General features: G+C 44.2%; 17 protein-coding genes and 1 pseudogene. 4 read left to right on the top strand and 14 right to left on the bottom strand.

Translation table 11 applies throughout. The features are described from left to right. The first annotated feature begins 43 nt into the window (after positions 1–43). On the top strand, positions 44–1309 hold the full coding sequence (locus tag F597_RS0113805) for an ATP-binding protein (RefSeq protein ID WP_019540346.1): 1266 nt from the start codon (positions 44–46) through the stop codon (positions 1307–1309). Here F597_RS0113805 and F597_RS23140 read toward each other — a convergent pair. From F597_RS23140 to F597_RS0113790, 4 genes and pseudogenes are all read right to left on the bottom strand, one after another. Next, a complete protein-coding gene (locus F597_RS23140) occupies positions 1298–1381 on the bottom strand; it encodes a hypothetical protein (RefSeq protein WP_425413899.1) in 84 nt (27 codons plus the stop codon). The two genes, F597_RS0113805 and F597_RS23140, sit on opposite strands and share 12 nt — an antisense overlap. 8 nt (positions 1382–1389) lie before the next feature. Further along, positions 1390–1674: pseudogene (locus F597_RS22050) on the bottom strand (virulence RhuM family protein); the annotation flags it as partial. A 63-nt stretch (positions 1675–1737) separates the two neighbouring features. Beyond that, on the bottom strand, positions 1738–3126 hold the full coding sequence (gene mnmE, locus F597_RS0113795) for a tRNA uridine-5-carboxymethylaminomethyl(34) synthesis GTPase MnmE (RefSeq protein ID WP_019540344.1): 1389 nt from the start codon (positions 3124–3126) through the stop codon (positions 1738–1740). Positions 3127–3355: 229 nt separating this feature from the next. Continuing rightward, entirely contained in the window at positions 3356–5023 is a 1668-nt protein-coding gene (locus F597_RS0113790; protein ID WP_019540343.1) for a nucleoside kinase, read from the bottom strand. A 357-nt stretch (positions 5024–5380) separates the two neighbouring features. Here F597_RS0113790 and F597_RS0113785 point away from each other — a divergent pair, with 357 nt between their 5' ends. The 3 genes from F597_RS0113785 to F597_RS0113770 all read left to right on the top strand — a co-directional run bounded on the left by F597_RS0113785 (position 5381) and on the right by F597_RS0113770 (position 11141). Then, positions 5381–7198, top strand: a complete 1818-nt coding sequence (locus F597_RS0113785; RefSeq protein WP_019540342.1) for a Na/Pi cotransporter family protein — start codon at positions 5381–5383, stop codon at positions 7196–7198. A gap of 226 nt (positions 7199–7424) precedes the next feature. Next, positions 7425–7763, top strand: coding sequence for a translation initiation factor (locus tag F597_RS0113775; RefSeq protein ID WP_019540340.1), 339 nt, complete (start codon positions 7425–7427; stop codon positions 7761–7763). 36 nt (positions 7764–7799) lie between these two features. Beyond that, entirely contained in the window at positions 7800–11141 is a 3342-nt protein-coding gene (locus F597_RS0113770; protein WP_019540339.1) for a UvrD-helicase domain-containing protein, read from the top strand. Positions 11142–11178: 37 nt separating this feature from the next. On the opposite strand, the gene F597_RS0113765 is transcribed toward F597_RS0113770, so the two are convergent. The 10 genes from F597_RS0113765 to F597_RS0113715 form a co-directional block, all read right to left on the bottom strand. Then, a complete protein-coding gene (locus F597_RS0113765) occupies positions 11179–13035 on the bottom strand; it encodes an outer membrane protein assembly factor BamB family protein (RefSeq protein WP_019540338.1) in 1857 nt (618 codons plus the stop codon). 27 nt (positions 13036–13062) lie between these two features. Then, positions 13063–13881, bottom strand: coding sequence for an alpha/beta hydrolase (locus F597_RS0113760; RefSeq protein ID WP_019540337.1), 819 nt, complete (start codon positions 13879–13881; stop codon positions 13063–13065). A gap of 229 nt (positions 13882–14110) precedes the next feature. Then, the gene (locus F597_RS0113755) at positions 14111–15307 is read right to left on the bottom strand and encodes a cation:dicarboxylate symporter family transporter (RefSeq protein ID WP_019540336.1); all 1197 of its coding nucleotides are present in this window, start codon (positions 15305–15307) and stop codon (positions 14111–14113) included. A gap of 70 nt (positions 15308–15377) precedes the next feature. Next, positions 15378–16643, bottom strand: a complete 1266-nt coding sequence (locus F597_RS0113750) for a M20 metallopeptidase family protein (RefSeq protein ID WP_019540335.1) — start codon at positions 16641–16643, stop codon at positions 15378–15380. Between the two features lie 79 nt (positions 16644–16722). Then, complete coding sequence (locus tag F597_RS0113745) at positions 16723–17034, bottom strand: hypothetical protein (protein ID WP_019540334.1); 312 nt, start codon at positions 17032–17034, stop codon at positions 16723–16725. Beyond that, complete coding sequence (locus tag F597_RS20855; protein WP_019540333.1) at positions 16985–17767, bottom strand: C39 family peptidase; 783 nt, start codon at positions 17765–17767, stop codon at positions 16985–16987. The genes F597_RS0113745 and F597_RS20855 overlap by 50 nt, the downstream gene beginning before the upstream one ends. Positions 17768–17968: 201 nt before the next feature. Further along, on the bottom strand, positions 17969–20488 hold the full coding sequence (locus tag F597_RS0113730) for a M14 family zinc carboxypeptidase (RefSeq protein WP_019540331.1): 2520 nt from the start codon (positions 20486–20488) through the stop codon (positions 17969–17971). Positions 20489–20614: 126 nt separating this feature from the next. Then, positions 20615–21610 carry a TlpA disulfide reductase family protein gene (locus tag F597_RS0113725; protein ID WP_019540330.1) on the bottom strand — a complete coding sequence of 332 codons (996 nt, stop codon included), beginning with the start codon at positions 21608–21610 and terminating at the stop codon, positions 20615–20617. 96 nt (positions 21611–21706) lie between these two features. Next, a complete protein-coding gene (locus F597_RS0113720; protein ID WP_019540329.1) occupies positions 21707–23230 on the bottom strand; it encodes a RagB/SusD family nutrient uptake outer membrane protein in 1524 nt (507 codons plus the stop codon). Positions 23231–23243: 13 nt separating this feature from the next. Further along, positions 23244–26420: a SusC/RagA family TonB-linked outer membrane protein gene (locus tag F597_RS0113715; protein WP_019540328.1), complete on the bottom strand. Its 3177-nt coding sequence runs from the start codon at positions 26418–26420 to the stop codon at positions 23244–23246. Between the last annotated feature and the right edge of the window lie 100 nt (positions 26421–26520).

Genomic DNA, 26520 nt, shown 5'->3' with positions numbered 1-26520 from the left:
AAAAACTAGCTATATTTGTCTCATCAATAAGACGGAAATAATTATGGATAAAAATATACTGAAAACGGTTATTACTGACAATCAAATAGAAGTGCCTAAATACAAGGTAATTCCAAGAGATTTCATCTTTGAAGAATTTGGGAATTACGTTTTTGTTGGCATTCGAAGAGCGGGAAAATCATTCCTACTCTATCAACGGATGCAGCAGCTACTTGCACAAGGAGTTAGCTGGAACGAAATGCTGTATGTTAATTTTGAGGATGAACGTCTTGTCGGTATGTCTTTGGAAGATTTGAATCTGCTTTTGGAAGTCCATTTAGAGATGTATGGAAAGAAGCCGATACTCTTTCTTGATGAGATACAGAACATTGCAGGTTGGGAAAAATTCGCCCGTCGTATGGCTGATACTAAACACCGGGTTTATATTACCGGGAGTAATGCCAAAATGTTAAGTCAGGATATTCAAACCACTCTTGGAGGTCGTTATATCCCCATTGATGTTTTTCCGTATAATTTCAAAGAGTTCCTGACTGCAAACGGAATCAGTATCAGTGAAGAATCTTTGCTTTCAACGGAAGGGAAAGCAGAAATTCTAAGAAAATTCAATGATTATTTTTTTTTCGGAGGATTTCCTGAAAGTGCAGAATTTACAGCCAAACGGGATTACTTGACAAGTGTTTATCAAAAAATATATTTAGGAGATATCGCTACCCGGCATTCAGTGGACAATACGTTTGCCCTGCGTATCATGTTCAAAAAACTGGCTGAAAGCGTAAAGCAACCCTTGTCATTTTCAAGAGTAGCCAATATTGTGTCATCAACCGGAGTGAAAGTAGGCAAAACCACTATAATCAAATATATAGAATATGCAAAAGACGCTTGGCTGATTTCTTCGTTACAAAATATAGCTGGTAAACTTGTTGATAAAGAAACAAATCCAAAATATTATTTTCCTGACAATGGGATTCTGAACCTTTTCTTACTGGATGGAAATACTTCGTTATTGGAAAATTTAGTAGCCATAAACCTGTTGCGTAAATACGGACGCAATGATGCGGTTTTTTTCTACAACAAAGGAGTTGAAGTAGATTTTTATATCCCTGATGAAGCCGTTGCTATTCAAGTGTGCTATAATCTTGATAATAGCGATGGCACATTTGATAGAGAGGTTGGTGCATTATTGAAACTTCCTAGTGTATTAGAATGTAAAAAGTTGATGATTATTACAAGAGAGAGTGAACAGATACTGGAGTCTGATGATAAAACAATTGAAGTCGTTCCAGTATGGAAATGGCTGTTAAGTTTGTGATAATTCTTCACGAATAATAATTCCTTCACGAACCAGATTTCGCAAATAATATTTAACTCCATCTGTGGTTATATCAAGAATGTCAGATAACTCTTTTGATTGTAGTACGTTTGATAAACCTTACCATCATTTGCAGTATGTTCCAAAATGGAACTAACTGAATTCTCTTCCAATTCTGCTGAATTGAATATATTCCCTAAATGTTTTGTTATCGCTGGTCACTTTGTTCCAAACAGTTCTGCGATCTGTTTCTGAGTTAACCAAACAGTATCATTCTCAAGCCTCACATCCAAATTTGTGTGACCATCTTGTGTTTGATAAATAATAATTTGGCTATTACCGATTTTCAATTCTTCTGTTTTCATGATTTTGTATTATTTGTGGCGGTATTACCACCACTTTTAAACAACCAATAAATAGTAAAGTAATTACTTACCGATGCAGAACTTACTGAAAATATTGCCGAGTATTTCATCGGTAGATATTTGTCCGGTGATCTCACCTAGGTGGAACATACACTCACGGATGTCCTGGGAGAGGAAATCGTGGGTGATGCCGATCTCCAGACCTTCTTTTACACGGAGGATAGCTTCAAAGGCTTTGGTGAGGGCTTCATAATGTCGCAGGTTGGTTACGATTACATCTTCCTCGTTAATGGAAGGAATAGCGGCGGCTTTGACTAACAACTCCTGCAACCGGCCGGTATTGTAATGCTGCTTGGCTGAAATAAATAGCCTGTTATCCCCCACTCCGGAAAGGAGGTTCTCCATTTCTCTCCGTTCTTCTTCCGGCATCAGATCGGCTTTGTTGAACAGCAGAATAAGGTGTTTTTCGTTTGTTCTCGGAACAATGGATTCTGCTAACGTCTCGATCTTTTCCCGTGGTGTAGTCAGATCGATTACCCACAGCACAATAGAGGCTTGTTCGATCTTCTGAAATGTGCGTTCAATTCCCATCGTCTCAATGGTGTCGGAAGTCTGGCGGATACCGGCCGTATCGATAAACCGGAACGTGACGCCCCCGATATTCATGGTATCTTCTATCACGTCGCGCGTGGTGCCGTGGATATCGCTGACAATGGCTTTCTCTTCATTCAAAAGCAGGTTCAGCAGGGTCGACTTACCGGCATTGGTCTCGCCGATAATGGCCACGGGAATACCGCTCTTAATGGCATTTCCCAACCGAAACGAATTGACCAGTTTTCCGATCTCCTGTTCAATCTCTTCGGTCAGCAAATAGAGTTGCTCCCGGTTGGCAAACTCCACATCTTCTTCCGAGAAATCGAGTTCCAACTCGATCAGAGAAACAAACTGTAATAACTTATCACGCAGGTCGGCCAGTTTTTTGGCAAAACCTCCCCGCATCTGGTTCATTGCAACCCTGTGCGAAGCCCGTGAGGAAGAAGCAATCAGATCGGCAACCGCCTCGGCTTGGCTCAGGTCGAACTTCCCGTTACGGAATGCGCGACGGGTGAATTCTCCCGCCTCTGCCAACCGGGCTCCATTGGCAAGTAATAGTTCCATAATCTTCTGCTGGATATACACCGATCCATGACAGGAGATCTCTACACTCTCCTCACCCGTAAAGGAATGGGGGGCATGGAAAACCGTAACCAGCACCTCATCCAGGACTTCATCGTCCACCATGACCCTCCCGAAATGGACGGTATTGGCAGCAGCTTCGCTGAGTTTCTTTCCGGAAGGAGAGTGAAATATCCGGTCGGCCAGCGCACAACTTCCTTCGCCTGAAAGGCGGATAACAGCTATCGCTCCCATGCCGGGAGGAGTAGATATCGCACAAATTATATCTTCTGTCATATTTATGCCCCAGTCTGACCGGGGACTCTTATCTAATCAATAAATCAGTAAAATTACCTATGGGTGTGTCGAGCATTTGGCAGTAATTGGAAAATTACGTATTAACATGTCACGTATTTGACAGGTATTTAACAAGTATCGTGCAAATTATTTTTAGGACGATACACGGAATTTTCACTTTTCACATTTCCACTATCCCACTATCCCACTTTCCCACCTTCCCACCTTCTTAATACCTGAAACTACTTCCTCCCACAAATTCCCTGAGTAATGAAGTAGGCGGCAGTTCGCGGTCGGTAATATAATTGAAATAACCCAGGAATTTGAGTAAGCGGTACGCTTCGGAATATTCGGGTACAGTACGTGGTACACGCTGCAGGATGGGTTCTGCATGGCGCCGGATAGCTGCCAGTTCATAGATCATGGCTGAGTTGAACATCACGTCGGCATTCTCCTGGTAGGGAAAGATCCATTTATCTTCACCACGCTTGACACTATCCCAACGGGAAATGGTTTGTTCCGCCGAATAACCACGGTAACGATAATCACGTACAATACGGCGTATCAGCCGGTTATCGGAAGCGGGGATCCAGTTATGGTCGTCCAGTGAAATGGTCGTCAGCGCAGAGACATAGACCATAAATTTCTTCTCAGGGGGGATATGCTCCGTCAATTCCGGGTTCAAGCCATGGATACCTTCCACGATCAGGATACTGTTATCCTCCATCTTCAGGTAGTTCTTCTTAAACTCACGCTTACCGGTCATGAAATTATAAAACGGCAGTTCAATCTCCTCTCCCGCCATAAGCGCGAGCATATGCTGTTCGAACAACGCCAGGTCGAGCGCATAAATCGATTCATAATCTTTCTCACCATGTTCATCCAAAGGCGTTTGATCCCTGTTGATAAAATAGTCATCCAGAGAAATACCCACCGGCTTCAGCAGGTTCACCAGCAATTGCACTTCAAGCCGTTTACGGAAGGTAGTCTTTCCCGAAGAAGAGGGTCCTGATATCAGGACGACACGCACTCCCTCCCTGAACCGGTTGGTGATCTCCTCGGCGATCGCCGCAATTTGTTTTGCCTGATAGGCCTCCGCCACCTGGATCACTTCAGACATACGGTTCTCCTGTTTCGCCCGGTTCAGGTCTCCTGCGTTATCCAACTGGCTTATCCTTAAAAACTGGAGATGCTCCCGATACACTTTCAACAATTTCTCCTGCTGTATTTCGGGTTCCAGTTCCACCGGATTTTCCCGGTTGGGCACCCGTAACAGATAACCTCCGTTGTGCGGCTGAATATCGAACAGGGTAATATAACCGGTAGAGGGTGTCAGGCTACCATAAAAATAGTCGATATACTCTTCCAGTTTTGAATAGCGGGAATAAAGGAAATCGGACGTTTCAAGCAACCGGGCTTTATCTTCCATCCCCCGTTCACGGAACAATTTCACCACTTTAGCAGTTTCCTCTTCTACCTGCACGAAAGGAATATCCGCGTCCACGATCTCCCGCATCCTTTTACGAATAGCATCCAGTTCAGGCTTGCCGACGGGTACTTCCGCTTCTATCTGAAAATAATATCCTCTGGCTACAGCATGTTCAATATAGGTTTCGGCATGGGGCAGGGTATCATCCACCGCTTTGGCAAGAATAAAACAGAGTGACCTTACATAGGTACGCATGGCAGAAGAATGGGTAAGGTCAACATACTCTATTGTTTTCGGCCGATATATTCTATAATCAAGTGATTCCGTCTTGTAATTTACTTTTGCATTCGTAATCAGGTAAGGCGATGTAACCCCGAAAACATCAATCAATTCCTCTAATGTTGAACCGATTTTCACCTCTTTATATACATCTGTGTTAAGACAATGCACACGTACAGTATCTGTCATATTGTTATTTTTTACTTTTCACATTTATTTGCACACAACGATTTTTATCTAATTTTGAATAATATAGGCCTTGGAAAAGTTCAACGAGTTAGACTTTTCCTACGTTCGGCAAAACAAGTAAACTCGTTCTGCTCTCTCTTAACGGAAAAGTTCAAGCAAGCTTGGCATTTCTCCCGGCTTTCACTATATTTAAATAATATAAGAGGCGCCTCGGAAAAACTCAAGCAAGCTTGGTTTTTCTCTCGGCTTTCACTATATTTCCAGAATATAGGAGGCACCTCGGAAAAACTCAGGCAAGCTTGGTTTTTCTCTCGGCTTTCACTATATTTGCACGCTAATATACGCTATTTTTCGAACATGGACTACAGTTTCTTCGATTTTTTAAAGCTTGTAGGTTCGCTGGCACTCTTCCTTTATGGGATGAAAACCATGAGCGAAGGCCTCCAAAAACTTACCGGTAATAAACTCAGGAATATCCTGTCAGCAATGACAAAAAACCGTCTGACGGGAGTTTTGACCGGGATACTAATCACCGCCCTTATCCAATCATCATCCGCCACCACGGTAATGGTAGTGAGTTTTGTGAACGCAGGGTTACTAAGTCTGGTTCAATCCATCGGCGTAATCATGGGTGCCAACATAGGAACCACACTTACCGCATGGATAATCGCTTTTTTCGGATTCGGGAAATTATCGATCAGCGCACTCGCAATTCCTTTGATGGGGATTGCGCTTCCGCTTATTTTTTCCTCAAAAAGCAAAAATAAATCATTGGGAGAATTCATTTTTGGATTTTCCTTTCTTTTTATGGGGCTTGATTTTCTGCAAAATTCCATGCCCGACCTGCAAAACAATCCCGAAGTATTATCTTTCCTACAAAACTTTACTGACAGGGGACTTCTATCCATGTTATTTTTCCTGATTGTCGGTACAATACTGACAATCATCGTCCAATCTTCAAGCGCTACGGTTGCCCTTACCCTGATCATGGCAGCAAAAGGATGGATCGACTTTCCAAGTGCCGCCGCGATGGTGATGGGAGAAAATCTCGGCACAACCCTTACCGCTAATCTTGCGGCTATTCCTGCAAATATCTCGGCAAAAAGGGCCGCATTCGCCCATTTCATATTCAATGTGTTAGGCCTTGTCTGGTTGACAATCGCGTTTAATTTCTTTGTGGAGCTTGTCGACACGATCATTGGAGGAATTACATCCGTCAACCCCAGCGGGATGCAGTCATTTCTCGCCTCGCTCTCACCCGAGGAATACACACAGATCACTACACTTTCCAGATCGGAACTTTCGCCCGAACTTGCCGCCTTGCAAAGTGAATACCTTAATTATCAAGCCTCTACCTCGTATGGCTTATCGCTATTCCATACACTTTACAACATCTGTAATGTACTCATTATGATATGGTTTGTAAAATTGTATGAAAAGATCTGTCTCGCAGTTATCAGACCCAAACGAGGCGAAGAAGAAGACGAAGAATTCATACTTCAGTATATCTCCACGGGAATGGCCTCTACAGATGAACTTTCCATCCTCCAGGCTGAAAAAGAGGTGGAAGTATATGTGCAGCGTGTCCGGAAAATGTTTGGTTTCGTTAAGAAATTAACCAATTTGAATCATCACGACAAGAAGTTCCTTAAACTGTACAACCGTACTGAGAAATATGAGGATATCTGCGACCAGATGGAGGTCGAGATAGGTTCTTATCTGGGTAAAGTGGCAGAGGGAAGGCTCAGTAATCAGAGTAAAGAGCGCGTACGTGCCATCCTCCGCGGAGTGACGGAAATAGAAAGCATTGCCGACTCAAGTTGTAATATTGCCCGGCATTTGAAACGAAAGATGGAAGCCGATGTTGTTTTTGAAGAAATTATTATCACCAATATCAACTGCATGTACGAACTGTTGGATAAGGCATTTGAAAACATGCAGGTCCTGCTCAAAAATCAGAAAATAACGGAATCGGAATTATTGCACAGCAAACATATCGAAAACAGTATCAATGAAAAGCGGAATCTCCTGAAGCGTGAGAACGTAGAGAATCTGAACCAGAATCTCTACTCATATCAAAACGGCGTTTTCTATATGGATATCGTCTCGGAATGTGAACGGATGGGAGATTATATCATGAACGTGATTGAATCGTTAGAGGTAAAGCATATTTAAGGGAAAATGCGTATCTTCGTAGTTCCTGCATGCAACAGGATATAGTTGCCGCATTGCGTGTGGGACGAACGTTTTCGTTAAGCAATATGAGCAGAAGGCAAACTTGTTTACATTATGCCATTGCGAGAATTGAAAATCGAGGAGCGAAGGCGACTCAATTACCAATCGAGGAGCGAAGGCGACTCAAAACGACTAAATTTATTGAACATATAAATTCCGGAATAATATGAACGACTGGAAAAAAAGATTAGATATTGTCTACTCCACCAATCCCGATTACCACTACAAGGAAGAGGGAAGCGAGGAAGATAATACACAGCCGAAAGAGAAACAGTTGCTTCGCATCAGCCTCGACAAACGGAATCGCAAAGGAAAGGCTGTAACGCTTGTCACCGGATTTATTGGAAATGACGACGATCTGCAGGAACTGGGCAGGATGCTGAAGACAAAATGCGGCGTGGGCGGATCGGCCAAAGAAGGAGAGATCATCATCCAGGGCGATCACCGCGAGAAGGTACTGGGTATCCTGCAGAAGGAAGGATATGCCAAATCACGTATCATCTAACCACGGAAATCGGTTCACAACACAGCAGAACGATCGATGGAAAATCAGCAGTCATTAGACAGACATCTGCTCCACGTGATCAAAGCATCTGCCGGATCGGGCAAAACACACCGTCTGACAGGTGAATATCTCCGTTTGCTTTTTTCAGCGCCAAACAATCACCGCCATATCCTGGCCGTAACCTTTACCAACAAGGCGACCGATGAGATGAAGTCGCGCATCGTGGAAGAGTTGTACCGGCTGGCTTCGGGTGCAGACTCCTCTTATCTGGCGGAACTGATGGACGATTTCTCCATGCGTCAGGAAGATGTCCGCACAAAAGCAAAAACCGTTCTGGAAACTATTCTACACGACTATTCATCTTTCTCTATCAGCACCATCGACCGTTTTTTCCAGCAGACCATGCGCACCTTTGCCCGTGAGACCGGTTTGGCGGGAGGATATAATATCGAGTTGGATGAGACATCCCTGTTGACCGAAACTATCGACCTGATGCTTTCCGAACTGGATAAACCGGAGAACAAGACGCTGGCGGAATGGCTCCTCCGATTCATGCAGCATAATATAGAAGAGGGGAAAAGCTGGAAGATCGACCGGCAGGTGTTGGATCTGGCGAAGCAATTGTTCAACGAGACATATAAATCGTTTACCGATGAGGAGCAGTCGACCATTCAGGATAAGGAACAGCTCGAGGCCTACAAACAGATGCTTATGCGTATCGTAAAGAGCTACGAGAACGAGGTGAAATCGATAGGAGTAAAGGCGCTCAGCATCATGCAGCAATACGGATTATCATATGACGACTTCAAACACAAAAGGAATTCCGGTTTCCTGCTATTCACCAAACTGGCAGGTGGAAACGTGGAGAAACCATCCACACGTCTTATCGCATTGGCAGATAATATCGACCTGTGGTACAGCGGCAAGGAGAAAGAGAGTGCTATCCGATCGGCTTATGCGGATGGCCTCAACGATTGTGTAAAGCAAATCATTTACCTGTCCGATAACGACCGGGAATACCAGACTGCAAAGCATCTGCTCCGTAATTTCTATACCTTAGGTATCCTCAACGATATCAAACAACGGCTGCGCAAACTGCAACAGGAAAACAATACCCTGTTTCTCTCCGACACAACGGAACTGCTGAACGACATCATTGCCGGTACCGACTCCCCTTTTATCTATGAAAAGACGGGCACCCGCGTCCATCATTATATGATAGATGAGTTCCAGGATACCTCGCGTATGCAATGGGAAAACTTCCGGCCGTTGATCGGAGAAAGCCTTGCCTCCGGAAACCTAAACCTGATCGTGGGTGATGTGAAGCAGAGTATCTACCGTTTCCGCAATTCCGACTGGCGTTTGCTCGAGGAACAGGTAAAAGAGGATTTTCAGGCCGACAATATCCGGGAGCATGTATTAGATACTAACTGGCGAAGCGACGCACATATCGTGCAATTCAATAATGCTTTTTTCACGAAAGCCGCTATCAACCTGCAAAACGATTTTAACACCTCCTCCGAAAGTCCGCAGCATACAGAAGGGGGTGACAATAACGGGCACAACATTGATACACAAATCACTAATGCCTACGCCGACCTCTATCAGCAGGTTCCTCCAAAAAAAGCGGACAGTGGCGGACAAGTGAGGATCACCTTTCTGAAGGATGATAAGGAGACAGACTGGAAAGCAGATGTACTGGAGCGGCTGCCGCAGGAGATCGAAGCACTCCAGGATCAGGGGTTCGCTCTGAAAGACATCGCCATAGTAGTACGATGGAACCATGAAGCGGTACAGGTAGCTGAGACACTGTTGTCTTACCGCGAACAACACCCGGAATCGCCTTACCGTTACGATATTATTTCCAATGAAGCGCTTCTTGTCCGCAGTGCCCAAAGCGTGAAAGCCATCATCGCACTGATGCGACATTTCCGGAACCCGAAAGATGAAATTTGCAGAATGATGGCAATCTACGAATTCTACCGGTTTCAACGCCGCTCTTCTCCGGACGAGGCTCTACAGTTCTATCGTGAAGAAGGCCGCGGCGATTTCCCCGACGAGATAAAAGGTCATCTCGGTGAACTGGTATCCATGCCTTTTTACGAAATGACCGAGCATTTCTTCACATTGACGGCCGATGCATTGGATGCCAAAGAGAATGCCTATGTACAGGCTTTTCTGGATATAGTCCTTAAATTCAAAGAGAGTGCTACTGCGGATTTAAACGACTTTCTGGACTGGTGGGATGAGACCGGCCACAGGAAAGCCCTTTTCTCTCCGGAAGACCAGGACGCCATCCGGTTGATTACCATCCACAAATCGAAAGGGTTGGGATTTGGTGCTGTGATCATGCCATTCGTGAGCTGGGGTATGGACCACAATACATATCATAACGATATTATCTGGTGCAAACCCGGATCCGCGCCGTTCAACATTTTGGGTGTTGCGCCGCTGAAATACGGAAAAGGACTTGAAGACACCATCTTCAGGGATAGCTATCTGGAAGAAAAACGGTTCACCTATATCGACAACCTGAACCTGCTCTACGTGGCATTTACCCGTCCGAAACACCGGCTTATCGCTTTCGCCCCCATCCCCCGGAAACCGGAAACCATATCCGATGTAGCAGATCTCTTATGGAGAAGTATTACCGACACTGCTCCCCCACCCGCTTCGGTGCTAACCGGGCACACCGCTTCCCCGGAATCCACAAATCCAGTGTCTACAAACCCCGGTCATCAAAGAGACTATATTCCCCTAAACGAATATTTCAATGAGGGTGAAGTTGAATCCGTTTTTGAATATGGCAAACCGGCAACAATAGAGAAACCGGAAGAAAAAGCGGTCGCGGACAGCGATAAGACAGGGAAATGGCAATCGGTTCCTTTTGGTGACCGGCTACAATTGCGATTCAATTCCATTGGATATTTCAGTGACGATGGCAGTCGCGATTATGGCACGATGATGCACGACATTGTAAGCAATGTGAAGACCCTGGAGGATATTCCGCAGGCAGTAGAACAAAAGGTCTCCGCAGGGGAGTTGGCAGAAGAAGAAAGGGAAAATACGATCCATCGGTTGACAGAGATCTTATCCCGACCGGAGATCTCAGACTGGTATTCCGGCAAATATACCGTACTGAATGAGACCCAGGTGCTACATCCCGACACCGGATTCAGCCGCCCCGACCGGGTAATGATCGGCCCCGACGAAGTAATCGTAGCCGATTACAAATTCGGAGAGCTGGAAGAGACAAAACATATCCGTCAGGTGCGTCGTTATATACAACATATACAGGAAATAGGCTACGAAAACGTATCGGGATACATCTTTTACGTGAAATCGGGAAAGATCGTGAAATGCCCGTTGTCAGGATGAAGGGAATAGGGGCAAATACTAGGGAAAGGGTATTTCTTCAATAAGGGCTCACTCTTAACTTCACCAACCGACCGTCCATTGCCGAGACAAATAATTCGTTACCGTCCGTCGGCAGGATCATATTGATGAGTCCGTTGGAAATACGGTACTTCCAGAGAAACGTACCATCAGAAGCGCGGTAGGCATAGATCAGCCCCTTATCGGTAGGCGCATAGACGACTCCGTTTTTCTCCACCACCGGCGTAGGAGTAAGTTCATAGCCCATATCCTCTCCCGAAGAGATCCATTTTATTTTTCTTTCGGTAACAGTCGCGTCAATAGCAAGGATATTTCCATCCATAGTCTTGGCGTAGACAGTATTGCCGTCTTCCGACATGCCGATTGACTCACGCACCCTGTTTTCCGGATCATTGTACCGCCATATCACCTCTCCTGTCACTTCATCCAAAACAGTCATATACCTATCGGGGGATGCCAGGTAGATCCGTCCATGCGTTGCAACGGGCACCACCTGTGCGGGTGACAGCATCCGGTTCGAGTGTCCGCTGTTCCAGATCCAGCGTGGGTTTCCGGTTTCAATATCAAGGGCATAGAATTCATTGCCCCAACTGCCGAAAAAGACCACTTCATCTTTTACAAGCGGACGGGTCACCACGAAGTTCTTCACACTATCAAACTCCCAAAGGAGCTTTCCTGTCGAGACATCCCATGCCCGGCAGTGACCGTCTCCACCGGCGAGCATCACCTTGTTTCCGGAACAGGCGGGAGAAGAAACCACCGCTTTATCATTTTTCAGTTGGAAAAGTTTTTTTCCATCCTGCACACGCAGTCCGTACAGGTAGGAGTCGGAAGAGGCAACCCATATGCGGTTTTCATGCACAACAGGAGTAGAATAGATCTTGCCTGCGGTCTTATAGGTCCATACCGTGGTACCATCTCCTTCCTTCACCGCCCTGACCTCTCCGGCCGTGTTGGTATATATCAGCAGGTCGTTATGGAGTGCCATGCCGCTACCCATATCGCTTTTTTCCTGTATATTCCATATTTCGGAAACATAGCGATGATTCCGGTTAAAAGAATAGTCGGGACGAGGCGGATTGGTCTCCCATTGAGGTCGTTGTCCTGCCGGGTAGGTAAGCCAGGGAGCAAGTGTCTCGCCCGAAGCTTTGCGTTCCTGCAAAGTAATAGAATCGGCATCCACAGTGATAATAGTATATCCTCCATACTCTTCTTTGGCCCGCAGGTTGGAGCGGCACATCGCCGCATTGATTCCTTCGAAATTCATTGCCCGATTGGCATGCCCGTGTCCGCACAGCATCAGTTGTACATTATAGGGCCGCAGCGCATCCATCACTTCGAACCAGTTATTCAACCCGTTATCCATAGGATAATGGTTCACATAAATAACAGGCATATCGGTATCGGTTTTCTCCAGCTCTTCAAAAAACCAGGTGAGGTTCTCCCGTGGTATCTGCCCCGGTCCCATACGCATATTGGGACCTGATGCCAGTCCGAGAAACTTGTAACCGTTATACTCAAAGCCGAATGTTTCATTGCCGAAAATCCGCAAAAAATCGTTGGTTCCACTTTCCGACCAGTTGGAGTCATGATTCCCGGGAATTGTATAGTAAGGAACGTTCAGACTATCCAGCATCGTTTTCGCTGTATGCAGTTCATCATATGAACCGAATTCGGTCACATCTCCCGATACAATCACGAAAGCGATATCTGTAAGCGAATTGATGTCTCTTACCGTACGCCGGAGATCTTCATTGTTCTCAGGATTGCTGACATGTATATCGGTAACCAGTGCAAACCTGAAAGGTTCTGAGAGCCGGGCGGAAAGCAACAGGCTGATGCCTACCGCCAGACAAGATAATACCCATTTCTTCATCTTTCCTGTTATTGATTGGTTAAACTCTTATTGCCGGGATTTAAAATATTCACTGAAGAAGAGCACCTGGTATTTCACTGCATTGCTCCAGTATTCCCAGTTATGTGCTCCGGGACGGGTAATATAATCGTGTGGTATGTTCCGATACAGCAGTTCATCATGCAGCCGCTCGTTGACAGCGAAAAAGAAATCTTCCGTCCCGCAATCGATAATGATTTTTAATGCATCTGGTGTCAACAAATGTAACAATCCCATGACGGTGTTTTCTTCCCATCTTTCGGGATAATCACGTTGTGAACCAATCCGTTTGGCGATATCCCAATTGTTGGGAAAGGGACGAATATCCACGCCGCCGCTCATGCTTCCACATGCACCGAACACATCCTGGTTCCGGAAAGCCAGGTAGAGCCCGCCATGGCCTCCCATGCTCAGGCCGGTAATAGCTCGTCCTTCACGCGAAGCAACGGTTTTGTAATTGTTATCCACCCATGTAATCAGCTCTTTTGATACGAATGTCTCAAACTGAAACACCGGATCGACAGGACTATCGAAATACCAGCTTCCGAAAGCGCCGTCGGGACAGACAATAATCACTCCATATTGGTCAGACAATTCCCTGATTTTAGGCACTTTATTTACCCATCCGTCATATCGGTCACTATAACCATGCAACAAATAGAGAACGGGGAAAGTATTCTCCCCGTCATACGATTGCGGTTTAATGACAACCGTTTTGATTTCCTTTTCCATTTTTTTGCTGAAAACACTTACCGTATCGACCGTTGCAGGAAAGACTCCTACAACGAATAAGGCTAATAGCAGGGGAATAAGCACACACCGTTTCATTGTATCATTATTATTAGAACCAAGAATCAAGAGCCAAGAGCCAAGACTTATAAGTGAAGAATTAAAAGTGAAAAGTGAAGAATTAAATAATAACTTCTCAATTTCTGAACTTCTTGACTTCTTTCCTAATTAGTCATATTGGCTCATTAATCTCATTGGCACATTAGCACATTAGAATTGATTCCCCAAAGATACAAAAAACAGAAAAAGATATGTCCAATTTTAGAGTTCAAATTACTCCAGGTTCTATTCCGACAGATTTAGCTCTCTCCTTCTTATCGGAATATTTTGTCAGGATCAACGATAATGCGCCGTCGCTCGTGATATTATGGGTTGTACCAAAACTATCCAGCAAAGCAAAGATAGTGATCATCAGGGCAATTCCCTCTTCACCTATTCCCAGTACAGCCTGTATCAGCCCAAGTGAAGCAAAAAGTGTTCCTCCCGGGAGTCCCGGTGCAGCCACACCAAAAATGGCAAGAAGCGGAATAAAGAGAACCATTTTTTCGATGTCCGGCATCGTTCCATTTAACAGATACGACACGGCCAATGCCAAAAAGACAATATCTAACACAGAGCCGGGAAAATGAATATTACCCAACAAGGGAATAGAAAAATCCCTTACTTCCGGCTTCAATACAGGGCTTTTCCGGGTCTCTTCGATAGCAACGCCCAGGCTTGCTGCCGACGATTGGGATCCTAACGCGGTCAATACTACCGGTCCGTAATATCTAAGCACCTGCCAGGGATTCTTGCCTGAGTATATCCCCGCCGAGACATATAAGAAGGTGAGCCATGCGGCATGGCAAAGAATTGTAATCAGGATGATCAGTAAAAAAACAGGTAATCTTGATACTAAATTTCCTTCATAGGCAAACACACTGAAATTTGCCGCGATAAAAAAGGGAAGAAGCGGTATCAGCACTCTTTTAACCATAACAAATACAATATCCTGAAACTCGTATAAAGCATTCTCTATTTTCCGGGATTTTGTCAAAAGTATTCCTATGCCTACCAGAAAAGCCAGTACCAGCGCACTCAATACCGGCATCAAAGGCGGAATATCCAAACGGAATATCATCTGTGGGAGCACTTTTGATACTTCATCATCCGGTGTAATATCGATCAATGGTATGGTGTTGTAACCAACTAAGGCCGCCAACACCGAACTACCGACACATGACAGGTACGCCAAAACAAGCGATAGCGTGAGGAGCTTTGAGGCGTTGCTTTTCAGACGGGTAATAGCAGGAGTAATGAATCCGAAAACAATCAGGGGGATCAGAAAAAAGATGATCTGTCCCAATATATGCTTTATCGGGAGGATGACGGCGATCACTCCTTCTGTGGCGAACCGGCCTATCACCAATCCGGCAATTACCGCCAGAAATAAACGGAAACTTGTATTTGAAAAGATTCGTTTCATTACTGTTTTTAATTATAATTGATGAAATGAGAATAATAAAACTATCTTCACCGGATGATTTATTTTGCAGTTACTCCGTGTATGAATGCAAGTATTGCACTGCAAACTGTACCATTGCTCCCACGCCATATTGCAGCGCATCTTCATCCAGATCGAAACGGTCATTGTGATGTTCCGCTCCGCTACCGAGTTCATCGTTTTTGATGCCGACAAAGAGAAAAACGGCAGGAGCCAGTTCGCTATATCTCGCAAAAGTTTCAGCTGCATACCAGATATGCTGTTCTCCGGAAATAACTTTATCAGGATATATCTCCTTTACGGCATTGCGGGTAAATACCGTCAATACCGGATCATTGACTACCGGATTCAAAGCGACCCCCATCTTATCATGAAATGTAACCGTACAATTGTGTGCTCGTGCAATATCTTCAGCTACTTTCCGCAACAATTCAAATCCTTTTTCTCCTTCTTCTTTGTCGAAGAAACGTATTGTACCCCCAATATAGACCGAATTGGGAATTACATTATAGGTTTCTCCACCCTGTATTTGTGTAACGCCCAATGTAAGGGTCTTGGTGATGTCACGCTGATTGTTCCAGGCTATTGAAATTCCGTTTAATATATTTGCAGCAGCAAAAATCGGATTGATCGACAAATCAGGGCGGGAAGCATGTCCGCCTCTGCCAATCACGTCAAACGCAATGGTTCCCGTACCCGCCATAATCGGTCCTTCGTGAATGAAAAGTTCTCCCGTATTCAATCTGGAATTCAAATGATTACCATAAATCGCATCAATCTGCAAAGGCCGCAATGCTTCTATCATTGCATGAATACCGGAATTGGTCTCTTCTCCCTCTTCAAATATAAATACTATTTTACCTGTAAGCTGGTCTTTCAGATCGTTGAGGATTTTAATACTGCCAAGCAGGATTGCCATATGTCCGTCGTGTCCGCAAGCATGAGAAACGCCTTCATTTTTTGATATCCACTGTTTTTTCTGTTTTAAATTGAACGGATTTTCTTCGATAGGCAGGCCGTCGATATCTGTCCTCAATCCAATAGTTCTCCCGGGACGGCGGGTATCCAACACGGCATAAAACCCCGTCCCTTCTACTTTTGTGACGGACAACCCCAGTTTCTCTACTTCTTCCTGAAGAAAGCGACTGGTTTCGAATTCCTGAGCAGATAATTCCGGACGTTCATGCAAATAACCTCTTATCTGACGCACATAACTGTCTATCTGATTTACTTTTTCCAGAACGGCTTCTTTTTTCATCGTCTCTTGTGCAGGGATGGAAAACTGGGAAGAAATAATGAATGCCGTTATTATTATCATTCTACAGAAAGACCCTTTTCTTACTATTTGTTTCACAATACTTTTTTTTAATTTTTTATTCGTCAATTATTTGGTGAATTTATTTTTTCACCCGGTAATCCAGGGCAGGAGCACGGTCTCCAGGTAAAGAAACATAGGTGAAATCTTTACCCCTTCGTTCTTCAAACTCCGCTTTGGCCGCTTCAATCAATTTTGGATTGGCATACAGGTCGATAGCCGTAAGAGAAAATACATCTCCTACATCACTTGATCTACCGCCCAATGAGGGTTTTTCTTCTTCCAATGGCTTTATCTCTTCTACTTCTTTCAGTGTGTTTATATCGCCTACTAAACAATCTTTTTTACTCCGGCCATTCAGCAAGAAAAAGCCCCCGGTCAAAATCAGGATCATACCGGTTTTTCCAATTATCCTCATAAAATCGACAAAACGAACGGATAATATATCCGTCTTGATTATGATCGGTTGTATCGTATGGGTCGGCTAAAATAAGTATATCATCTGCTTTTGTTTCCGTCCCCATCGTATCGTAACCGATTACCACCTGCCAATGCCCTTCCCATTCGTTGGAGCCGACAATAACGGGAATATCACGTTTCAAATAATCAGGGAATAAATTTTGGGGAGTATCTTCCTTTTTCTTATAGTCGAATGTAGAAACATATTTAAATCCTCCGACCGCCTCAAAAATGTTCAGCAAATGCCTCAGATAAGTGGTATCCTGGTCAGTACCCTGTAATTCTTTCAGCATTTTCTCATTGTAATTCCCCTTTTTACCGAAATATTCCAGTACCATAAGCACACATGCGGGACCACAGGTGACCTCTGTAGCCTGTTGGATCGTTTTAAAATTCTTCAACAGCACAAGGGTTCCCTCACTTTCCATATTGTAAAAATCATAGGACGTGAAGTAAGGCGAATTTTTGATATCCAACCTTCGTTCTGATTTTGCCGCCCCATCCAGCGGTAATACGGAGTCGTGTGAAATTTTATGTACATCCGTATAATCCGAAAGTATATATTCCTTGTTTTGAAATGACACAGTCTTATCACTGACAGTTGATCCTGTACAGCTGCCTGTGGCAAAAACAATACATACAGCGGTAATAATTATATTGATTTGCATATCATTTCTTTTTACCGGATTTATCATTGCCTGCATATACGGCCAACAATGATAATGTCAAAACCAGCGATAAATTTTCAATATATCTTTTCAGCATAATGCATGAACAGGTTATTGCGCTTAAACAGTTTCTCCAGCATATTGTGGTTCATTATTTCATTACGGATTTATTTACAAGAAACAGAAAGAAAACCAGCAGCACTATCTTCCGGAAATATTATTTCCGAATAGAACCGCATTCACAAAAGTGCGGCTCGTTCCATCCCATATTCCACGGAACAACGGATCTTCGGCAAAGAGGATCACACTCCCCCTGCCGGAGTTATAAGCCAGAATAGAGGCAGAATTTTTCAGCCTCTCCAGATGTTCGGCAGAGATATAACCATTGAGCAAGGGATCGTCAGTATATACTGACACCGCATTGGATGAAGGAGCAAGAAACAAGGCGCTTTCCCGTACTACCGGCAGTTTCGCGCTTGTCAGCCCGAAAGCCAGGGGATGTTCCAGGTCTATTTTAGTCTGAAATATGGATGTGGCAAATCTTTCAAACGAGCGGGAGCGGATATTTACATCCTGCTTTTGTGCGGCAGTATCAGGTCTCTCTGCAAATCTCGCAGTAACAACTTTATTGGTTATTGCCCACCGGGAAGCTCCGTTAAGGGTGATCAGCACACCTCCGTTTCTAACCCAGTTTTTTACGTTGTCAATATCCGATTCATTCAAAAACGAATAATTGCCGCTTACAAAGACAATCCGGTTGAATTCATGCAGAGGAACCCGTCCGAAAACATTAAAGTCGACGCGTACCAACGGATATTTTAATTGCTGGTCGAACAGATGCCACACTTCGCCGGCTTCAAGCGATGATACATCGCCGCCGGTCACTACCAGTACTTTCGGTTTTTCTATCCGCTTGAAAGCACTGCTACCCAGGTCGACTCCCTTCACATTAAGGCCTGTAGAGACAGGAATAATATCAATTTTTTCCTGTTCCGCCAGTTCTTTCAATATCGCATATAATTCGGAGGAAGAGGTGGTTTGATTTTTTACGGGAATAAGCAGACTACCATAAGAGAAATCCTTCACGCCTTTATCCGTACTTATGGAGAACGGTTTAAAGGCCGATTTAACCAGAATATCTTTCTCCAAAAGCCTGAAAAGCAATTGTTGGCTTTTTGAGTCGCGATAATCCACCAGGTAGGCATATTCCGACGGTTGCAAACTGCCGGTATATACTTGCGGTAATGCCTGTATCCTTGCTCCCCGTGGCGAAGAGGTTGTTACATTATAAGAAAGCCCGGTGGAATAAGCGACGGAAAAACCGGCTCCATAACCTAACTTTGAAGCATCTTCATAATCTTTTATATCGTCGAAAATAATTCCCACCAATGCGCTGTTAGCTTGTCCTGCCGGAATGAGATAGGATTTCCCCTTTTCATATTTCACGCTATCTATCGTGACGTCGTTTGAATTTTCATATACTTCCAGTCGGTGGTCGAGCAGCAACTGAACGAATTTATGCAATCGGGACAAATCATAACTATCACCGATAATATATGATTTCGAAGCCTCCCTTCCCCGGAGCGGGGTAAAAAATTCCTTCTGAAGATCAAACAAAGCCTCTCTATGCGCTATAGCCGCATCAACCGTCGCAATGCTTGTTACCAACTGGTTCCTTACGGTAAAGGGAAGCGTTACGATCCCGTTATCCGATTCCTGTTTCAGACCTCTCGACGACCCTTGCTCAAAAAGGATTCCCACACCTCCGTTATAATCGGGATAAGTAGAACCGAAATTCGGGTTTTTATTGTCGTAAGATTCTTTTGTATAATAAAAAGAACCGACTTTATCCAGTGCTTTGGCGTAATGATCTGCAAAAAGCCGGTTAAGCTGATAGGTTGATTGCGGAACAAAGCGGCTCTCATTCCCATCAGGATCAGTCGGTTCGAAAAAGAAGGTACTGTTTGTCCCCATTTCATGATGGTCAGCCTGCACATGAGGCAGCCAATCCTGATAAAACGCGACCCGGGCCTTACTTTCGGGATGCACGATATTCACCCAATCGCGATTGAGGTCAAACCAATAGTGGTTGCCGCGGCCTCTGGGCCAACCCTCTGTATGTTCACGGTCGAACTGGGAAATATTACAGGTATTTACACTTGTATTGGAGTTCACCCATGAGGCGAAGCGCTCCTGTCCGTCGGGATTGCGGACGGGATCGATAAAATAGATTCCCTCTTCAAGTTGTTTCTTTACGAAATCGTTTTGTGCTGCTACATAATAGTAAGCCGACAATAACGCTGCTTCTGAAGAAGAAATTTCATTGCCATGCACCGTATTTCCCAGGAAGACGATCAGCGGTCTGTCCGGCTTTTCTCCCTGGCGAACTCTCTGGCGGGCTTCTTTATACCTGTCGAGATTTTTTATATTTTCGGGTGATGAAACGATCAGTACATACAGCTTACGCTTTTCATGCGTTTGCCCGATCTCTATCAGAGAAGTCCTGTCGGATAGTTCGGCGAGTTTCTCGTAATATGCATTGATCCGGCTGTGTTCGGTAATCCTGCTACCGATCTCATAACCTAAAAACTCTTCCGGAGTCGGAATTGTTGAATCGAATATTATTTCCGGCGCAAAGAAATAATCAGTTTTCTCTGCCCTGACATGAACCGTTGACAGTACAACAAACGAAATAACAATTATAGTGAATACATTTTTCATACGATTAATAATTTAAATACAAGAACTAAGACATTTTTTTAATTTGACGATTTGATGATTCACTGATTCACTGATTATCACCTGTCAATTATCAATTATCAATTGTCAACTGTCAATTGTCAACTGTCAATTGTCAACTGTCAACAGATCATCCAATGTTTTATCCAGGTCTTCCCCTTTCAGGTTTTTGGCAACGATAGTACCGTTTTTATCTATCAGGAAATTGGCAGGAATAGCTCTTACACCGTATAATTTTGCCGGTTCGCTATCCCAATGTAACAAGTCGGAAGTATGCGTCCATGTGAGGTTATCTTTTTCAATGGCTTCCAACCATCTCTCCCTGCTTTTGTCAAGTGATACAGAAAAAACGTCAAGACCTTTGTCCTTATATTTAGCATACGCGGCCACTTTACCCGGATTTGCTCTACGACAAGGTCCGCACCACGATGCCCAGAAGTCAAGCAGCACATATTCTTCGCCCAAATAGTCCGAAAGTTTTACTGCATTCCCTTCCGTATCATTTACCGTAAAATCGGGTGCTTGCTTACCGATCGCTACCACTTCGAGAGTACTTATCAGTTCTTCCAATGTTTGTACGTATGGCGTTTTCCATAAAGAAGGATCAAGCAATTCAATATTTGACCTGATCTCTTCAGGTGACAACCGGTAGGAAAAATCGCGATAAAGGGCATAAGCCGATACCAGTGAAGCAGGATGTTGACGGATAAACGAGTCGATCTTCACATGGCGTTGCGCTTTGTATTCCACAAACAAATCGTGCAACTCCGAACCTTCTACTTTTGTATTACGGTAATAACGCGAAGAATCAAGATGTAGCGTCACCGGATTTTCATCGAAAAAGACGAGAAAGGAATTTTTCAATGTATCTAATGTTAATCCGTAAATCTCAGGAAGTGGTATATCTTTGGAAAGGTGGAATTTCCCGTCTGTTATTGCTGCTGAGTCTATTACAAAAAATGTTTTGTTACTGAATTTCTGCAAATAGACCGTACCGGATTGTACTCCCTCAACACTACCGTTGAGGATCAGATTATTGCTGCTTTGCTGCTTGCATGAAAATGCTACAAAAGCTATCACGATTAATAATAAATACTTCTTCATATGATTAATTTTTCTTGTTTGTATATAAACGTTTCTAGAACTAAGAGTTAAGGACCAAAACTAAAAATTTTGAATTTTGAATCTTAAATCTTGAATTCACAGATCTAAATTAGGATTGTTATTGATCTCGTTTAATGGAATAGGGAAAAGATAATACTTACTGTTAGGCACTAAATCGGTACCATCGGGGAATCTGGTGATCCAATGTCCTCTTACAGACACCGTTCTACCCTCATCATCTACAAAAGTCTCCGTTGTCTCCCGACGGACAGGAGCTGTTTGTAAGCGCAGAATATCATACAGGCGGAAACCTTCGCCCCAGAGTTCACGCCGACGTTCAAGCAGTATTTCATCGATGATACCCTCCTTGTCAAAATCGGTTGCCGACAGATCGGAAAGATTTCTGTTGCGGCGCAATTCATTCAGCGTTCCAACGGCACCATTCACATCATTCAACCGGGCTTTGCTTTCAGCCTCAATAAGTAATACTTCCGAAGAGCGCATCAGAACAATATGCCCGTCGTGATTAGGATATTTATTCCTGAATTTCTTATACCTGTAATGCCTATACAGTGCCTCTGCCGGTTGCGTGGCTATCTCGAAAAGCGATTTACGTATATCCCCATCGTCAAACAGAGCTATAAAATGGGGATCAGGCATGATGCTGTTGTAACCGTAATAAAGATTCGTTCCGTTTGCATCTGTGGTGTAAGGCGTTGTTTCTATATATGCCAGATATGACGCGCCTCCCTTGTTCTGAGTCTGGGTTTGCGGATGCCCCCAGATCCATTCCGGATTACTCACATCATTAAATCCTCCGGTATATTGTTCAGGCGTCATAACAGGATAGCCTGCACGGGCCCTGGCTGCGTACTCGGCTGCAAGTTCCCAATTTTCAAGCGTAAGATAGGTACGGGCAAATAATCCGTACACCACGTTAATATCGGGACGGTTCTTCACTGTACGTTCAAATCCTGGAAGCAGTTTCTCCGCCTCCGTCAGATCTTTAATAATCAAATCATATACCTCACTGACTGTCGACAGGGGATTGGGGTTGGTATTGGGAGTCGTAGGCTCGGTATAGACGGGAATAGCTTTTGTATTCGCATCTTTCACATATGTAAACTGATACTGACGTACCAGGTTTAAATAATTGTATGCGCGTAAAGCATAAGCCTGTCCTTTGAGATGTTTTATACTCTGTTTTGTACTCTCATCGATATCAATATTGGCAATTATATTGTTTGCATGATCAATCGATGTGTATTGTAAAGTCCAGAAGAACAAAGCCCGTCTTGTCGTATTATCAAACGGATCACGGTATGGATATGAATCACGAAATCCATAACGCCCGTCACGTGCAAAAGCATCTTCACCCATTACTTCATGTGTAAGAAAAATGGCAGGAAGTCCCGGATTATCCTGGGATGTACTGTTTTCCATCAAATAACGAATCGCCCCGTTAATAAAGGCATCGATATTGTCCTCGGAAGAGAAAACCTCCGGTGTAGTAATCAGGGTTGCCGGAGAAGTCTCGAAAAAACTGTCGCTGCACGACGTAAATAAAGTCGACGTAAATAATGACAAAGTGACCAGTATGTATATAAATTTCTGCTTCATAATCTTATCTTAATTAAAATGACACATTAATTCCCAGTGAATATGATTTTTGTGCGGGATAACGGTAGAATGTCGAACCGGAAACGGTTTGCTCGGGATCCAATCCCTTATGGCCGAAGAAAGTCAGAATATTATCACCAGTGAGATACAGTCTCAGATCCGATAAATTCCAGTTCGATAATAATTGCTGTGGGAATGAATAGGAAAAAACAACATTTCTCAGGCGCGCATATGTAGCGCTATACAGAAATCGAGTCGATGGAATTGTATTCCACGGGTCGGAGACATAAGAGAGGCGGGGAAAATCGGTATCCCTGTTTTCCGGCGTCCAACGCGTATGTGCTTCTTTCGACCAGTTCCGGCCGGGCGCATATCCCAGATGCATGATAAACGGTTGGTCGCCATCAAATATCTTACCTCCTATACTGTACGACAAAAGGAATGACAGTTCAAATCCTTTATAGGAAATCCGGTTGTTCAAACCACCATAAAAATCAGGCAATGAACTTCCCTGGAAATACTGCGTGGCTTCTGTCTGATCTTCGGTGGTAGTCCGTCCGGTTACATTTCCATTTTCGTCAACAATATCTTTATACCATGTGGCTTTCCCATTTTCAGGATTGACTCCCGCCCATTCCTTGATATAAAAGTCATAGACCGAGCCACCTTCTACCATTTTCTTGGTATTTCCGAATTGTCCTATCGAACCTGTAAGTATTTCTTCCTGGGGCAATTTGGTTATTTTATTGGTATAATGTCCGAAGTTGAGAGTAATATCCCAATTGAAATCTTTATTCCGGATAGGAGTACCGGTTATCTGCCCGTCGATACCTCTGTTGCTCAATGAACCGATATTGGCATTGATGCCGCTATAACCGGTGGAAGGAGAAAGCGGTTTTTCAAACAGCAAGTCTTTCGATTGCCGGTTATACACATCGATCTGGGCGATCAACCGGTTCTCGAACAGGGAAATATCTATCCCGAAATTGAGATTTAAGTTTGTTTCCCATTTCAATTCGGGCGTTGGAAGCTCAGACGGCAATAATCCCAGCATATCCAGACTGTTATAGATCTCATAAAAACCGCCGTAAGCATAATTACCCACATTGTCGTTACCTTGTGCTCCGTAGCTGAAACGAAGGTTTAGGTTGTCGATATCCCTCACATGCTGCAGGAAATTTTCCCTCTTCACATTCCAGGCGGCGCCCACCGACCAGAAATTACCCCAGCGCGACTCCTTACTAAAACGTGAAGAGCCATCACGGCGGTAACTGGCAGAGAAATGATAACGATCAAGAAGATTGTAATCCAGTTTACTCAACCAACTTGCCAACCGGTAATTGTCGGAAGTTCCGTAGAAGATGCCGCTTGTGGAACCTGCCGAAGGTTCGGTTTTTCCCAGTACCTGGAAGCCGGTGCGGCTTCCTGACAATGATGTTATATTATTTACATATACCTCCGGTCCGGCGAGGAGATTAAAGGAATGTGATTTACCCAGGCCAAAGCTATAATCGATAAAACTGTTTACCGTATAGTTAAGTGTGCGGCTTGCGCTCCTGCTGGCAGTGCCTGCACCTTCGGATATTACCCCCGTGCTGTAATAGGAATGGGAATAAGAGTGCGAACTTCCTGTCCTGTAATCGACACTTGCTGTCGTCTTCCACAATAAACCGGGTAGAAAAGTGATATTGAAGTTTGTGCTAAGCAATGCAGCCTCTGTTTTACTACCCGATATGGCATGTTCCGCATTTCCAAGGATATTCACTCCGCTGGCAGCCGTAGTCGGGCGCCATATGCCATAATCCCATTTTTTATTCCCGTTTTCGTCCAACACGTACGAACCATCGGGATTACGTTCATAAACCGGATAAATGTTTGAAATAAGGCGCTGGAAATTGGCAAAGTTTCCCGTGTTACTGTCACTTTGGTTAGGAGATCTTTGATAACCCGACGAAAGTGAGGCATTCCCACCGATCTCGAACCAGTTATTGATCTTCGATTGTATGTTTGTACGGAAATTGAAACGTTCGTATTCAGCAGTTCTTATCCATCCTTCTTCATTTAAATACCCTCCTGACAGGAAATATCTTGTATTAGCACTTCCACCACTGACACTCAGATCGTATTGCTGACGTATTCCGAGTCGTGAGATGGCTTTACCCCAGTCGTCATTCCATAACGGCGTTGCTCCGGCAACCAATTTTCCGTCCGTACCGACAGGCTTAGGATACTGAGGGCCGTAGATATTCACTTTAAGTGCACCGTCAACGAGGTAATCGGTCGCATATTGAGCAGCTTCTGCAGCAGTTCTACCCTGGTCTGACTGGGTATTGCGGATGGCCTCCCATTGCAATTCGTAATATTCGTTTGCAGAGAGATACTCGTAGTCTTTGACGGCGCGGCTCGTAAACCCCACACTACTCGAAAAATTGACTACCGGTTTCGTGTTGAGATTTCCCGATTTAGTGGTGATAACGATTACACCATTAGCGCCTCTCGATCCATAAAGGGCACTTGCAGTAGCATCCTTCAGTATCGATATCGACTGAATATCTTTCCCGCTTATCTGATTGGGATTTGCTCCGGGAACACCATCCACAACATACAGAGGCGATGTGGAAGCATTGACTGAGCCTATCCCGCGCACATACAGCGAAGCATCGCTACCGGGCTGACCCGCGGAAGAAACTGACTGAAGTCCCGGGACCGTCCCCTGTAAAGCCTTCCCGACAGAAGTGATTTCCAGTTTTTCCAATTCTCTGGCTCCAACCACAGCGACCGATCCGGTATAACTGGACTTTTTGGCTGTACCATAACCTACCACAACCACTTCGTCGAGATAATTAATATCTTCCGACAATATTACCCTTATGATTTCATTTGCCTCATATACATCGATTTCCTGTGTCTTATAACCCAAAAGGTTAATTGTCAATGTAAGCGGAAGCGATTGGTCTGTGGTAAAACTGAAATTCCCGTCTATATCGGTTGCTGTTCCGATAGTGGTCGATTTTATAGCAACAGCAACTCCGGGAAGCGGATGATTCTCTTTATCAACGACTGTACCCCGTATGGTTTCCTGCCCATAAGTACTGAAAGAACACAAAAGAAGGATTAAAAAAACGTAAATACCTTTTTTTAATATGAGGGATAATCTTCTGTTCCTGTAAAAAAGTGATACATTTGTCATATTCTAATTTTTTTAGAGTGAATATAAGCGCTTCCGCGTCCGACTGCAATTGGCTAATGGGAGCGCTTATCTTTTTGTTGCAACGAATGATTTTATATAT

It is taken from the genome of Proteiniphilum acetatigenes DSM 18083 (assembly GCF_000380985.1).
In the GTDB taxonomy this organism is placed as follows: domain Bacteria; phylum Bacteroidota; class Bacteroidia; order Bacteroidales; family Dysgonomonadaceae; genus Proteiniphilum; species Proteiniphilum acetatigenes.
This window is presented reverse-complemented; position numbering and strand designations above follow the sequence as displayed.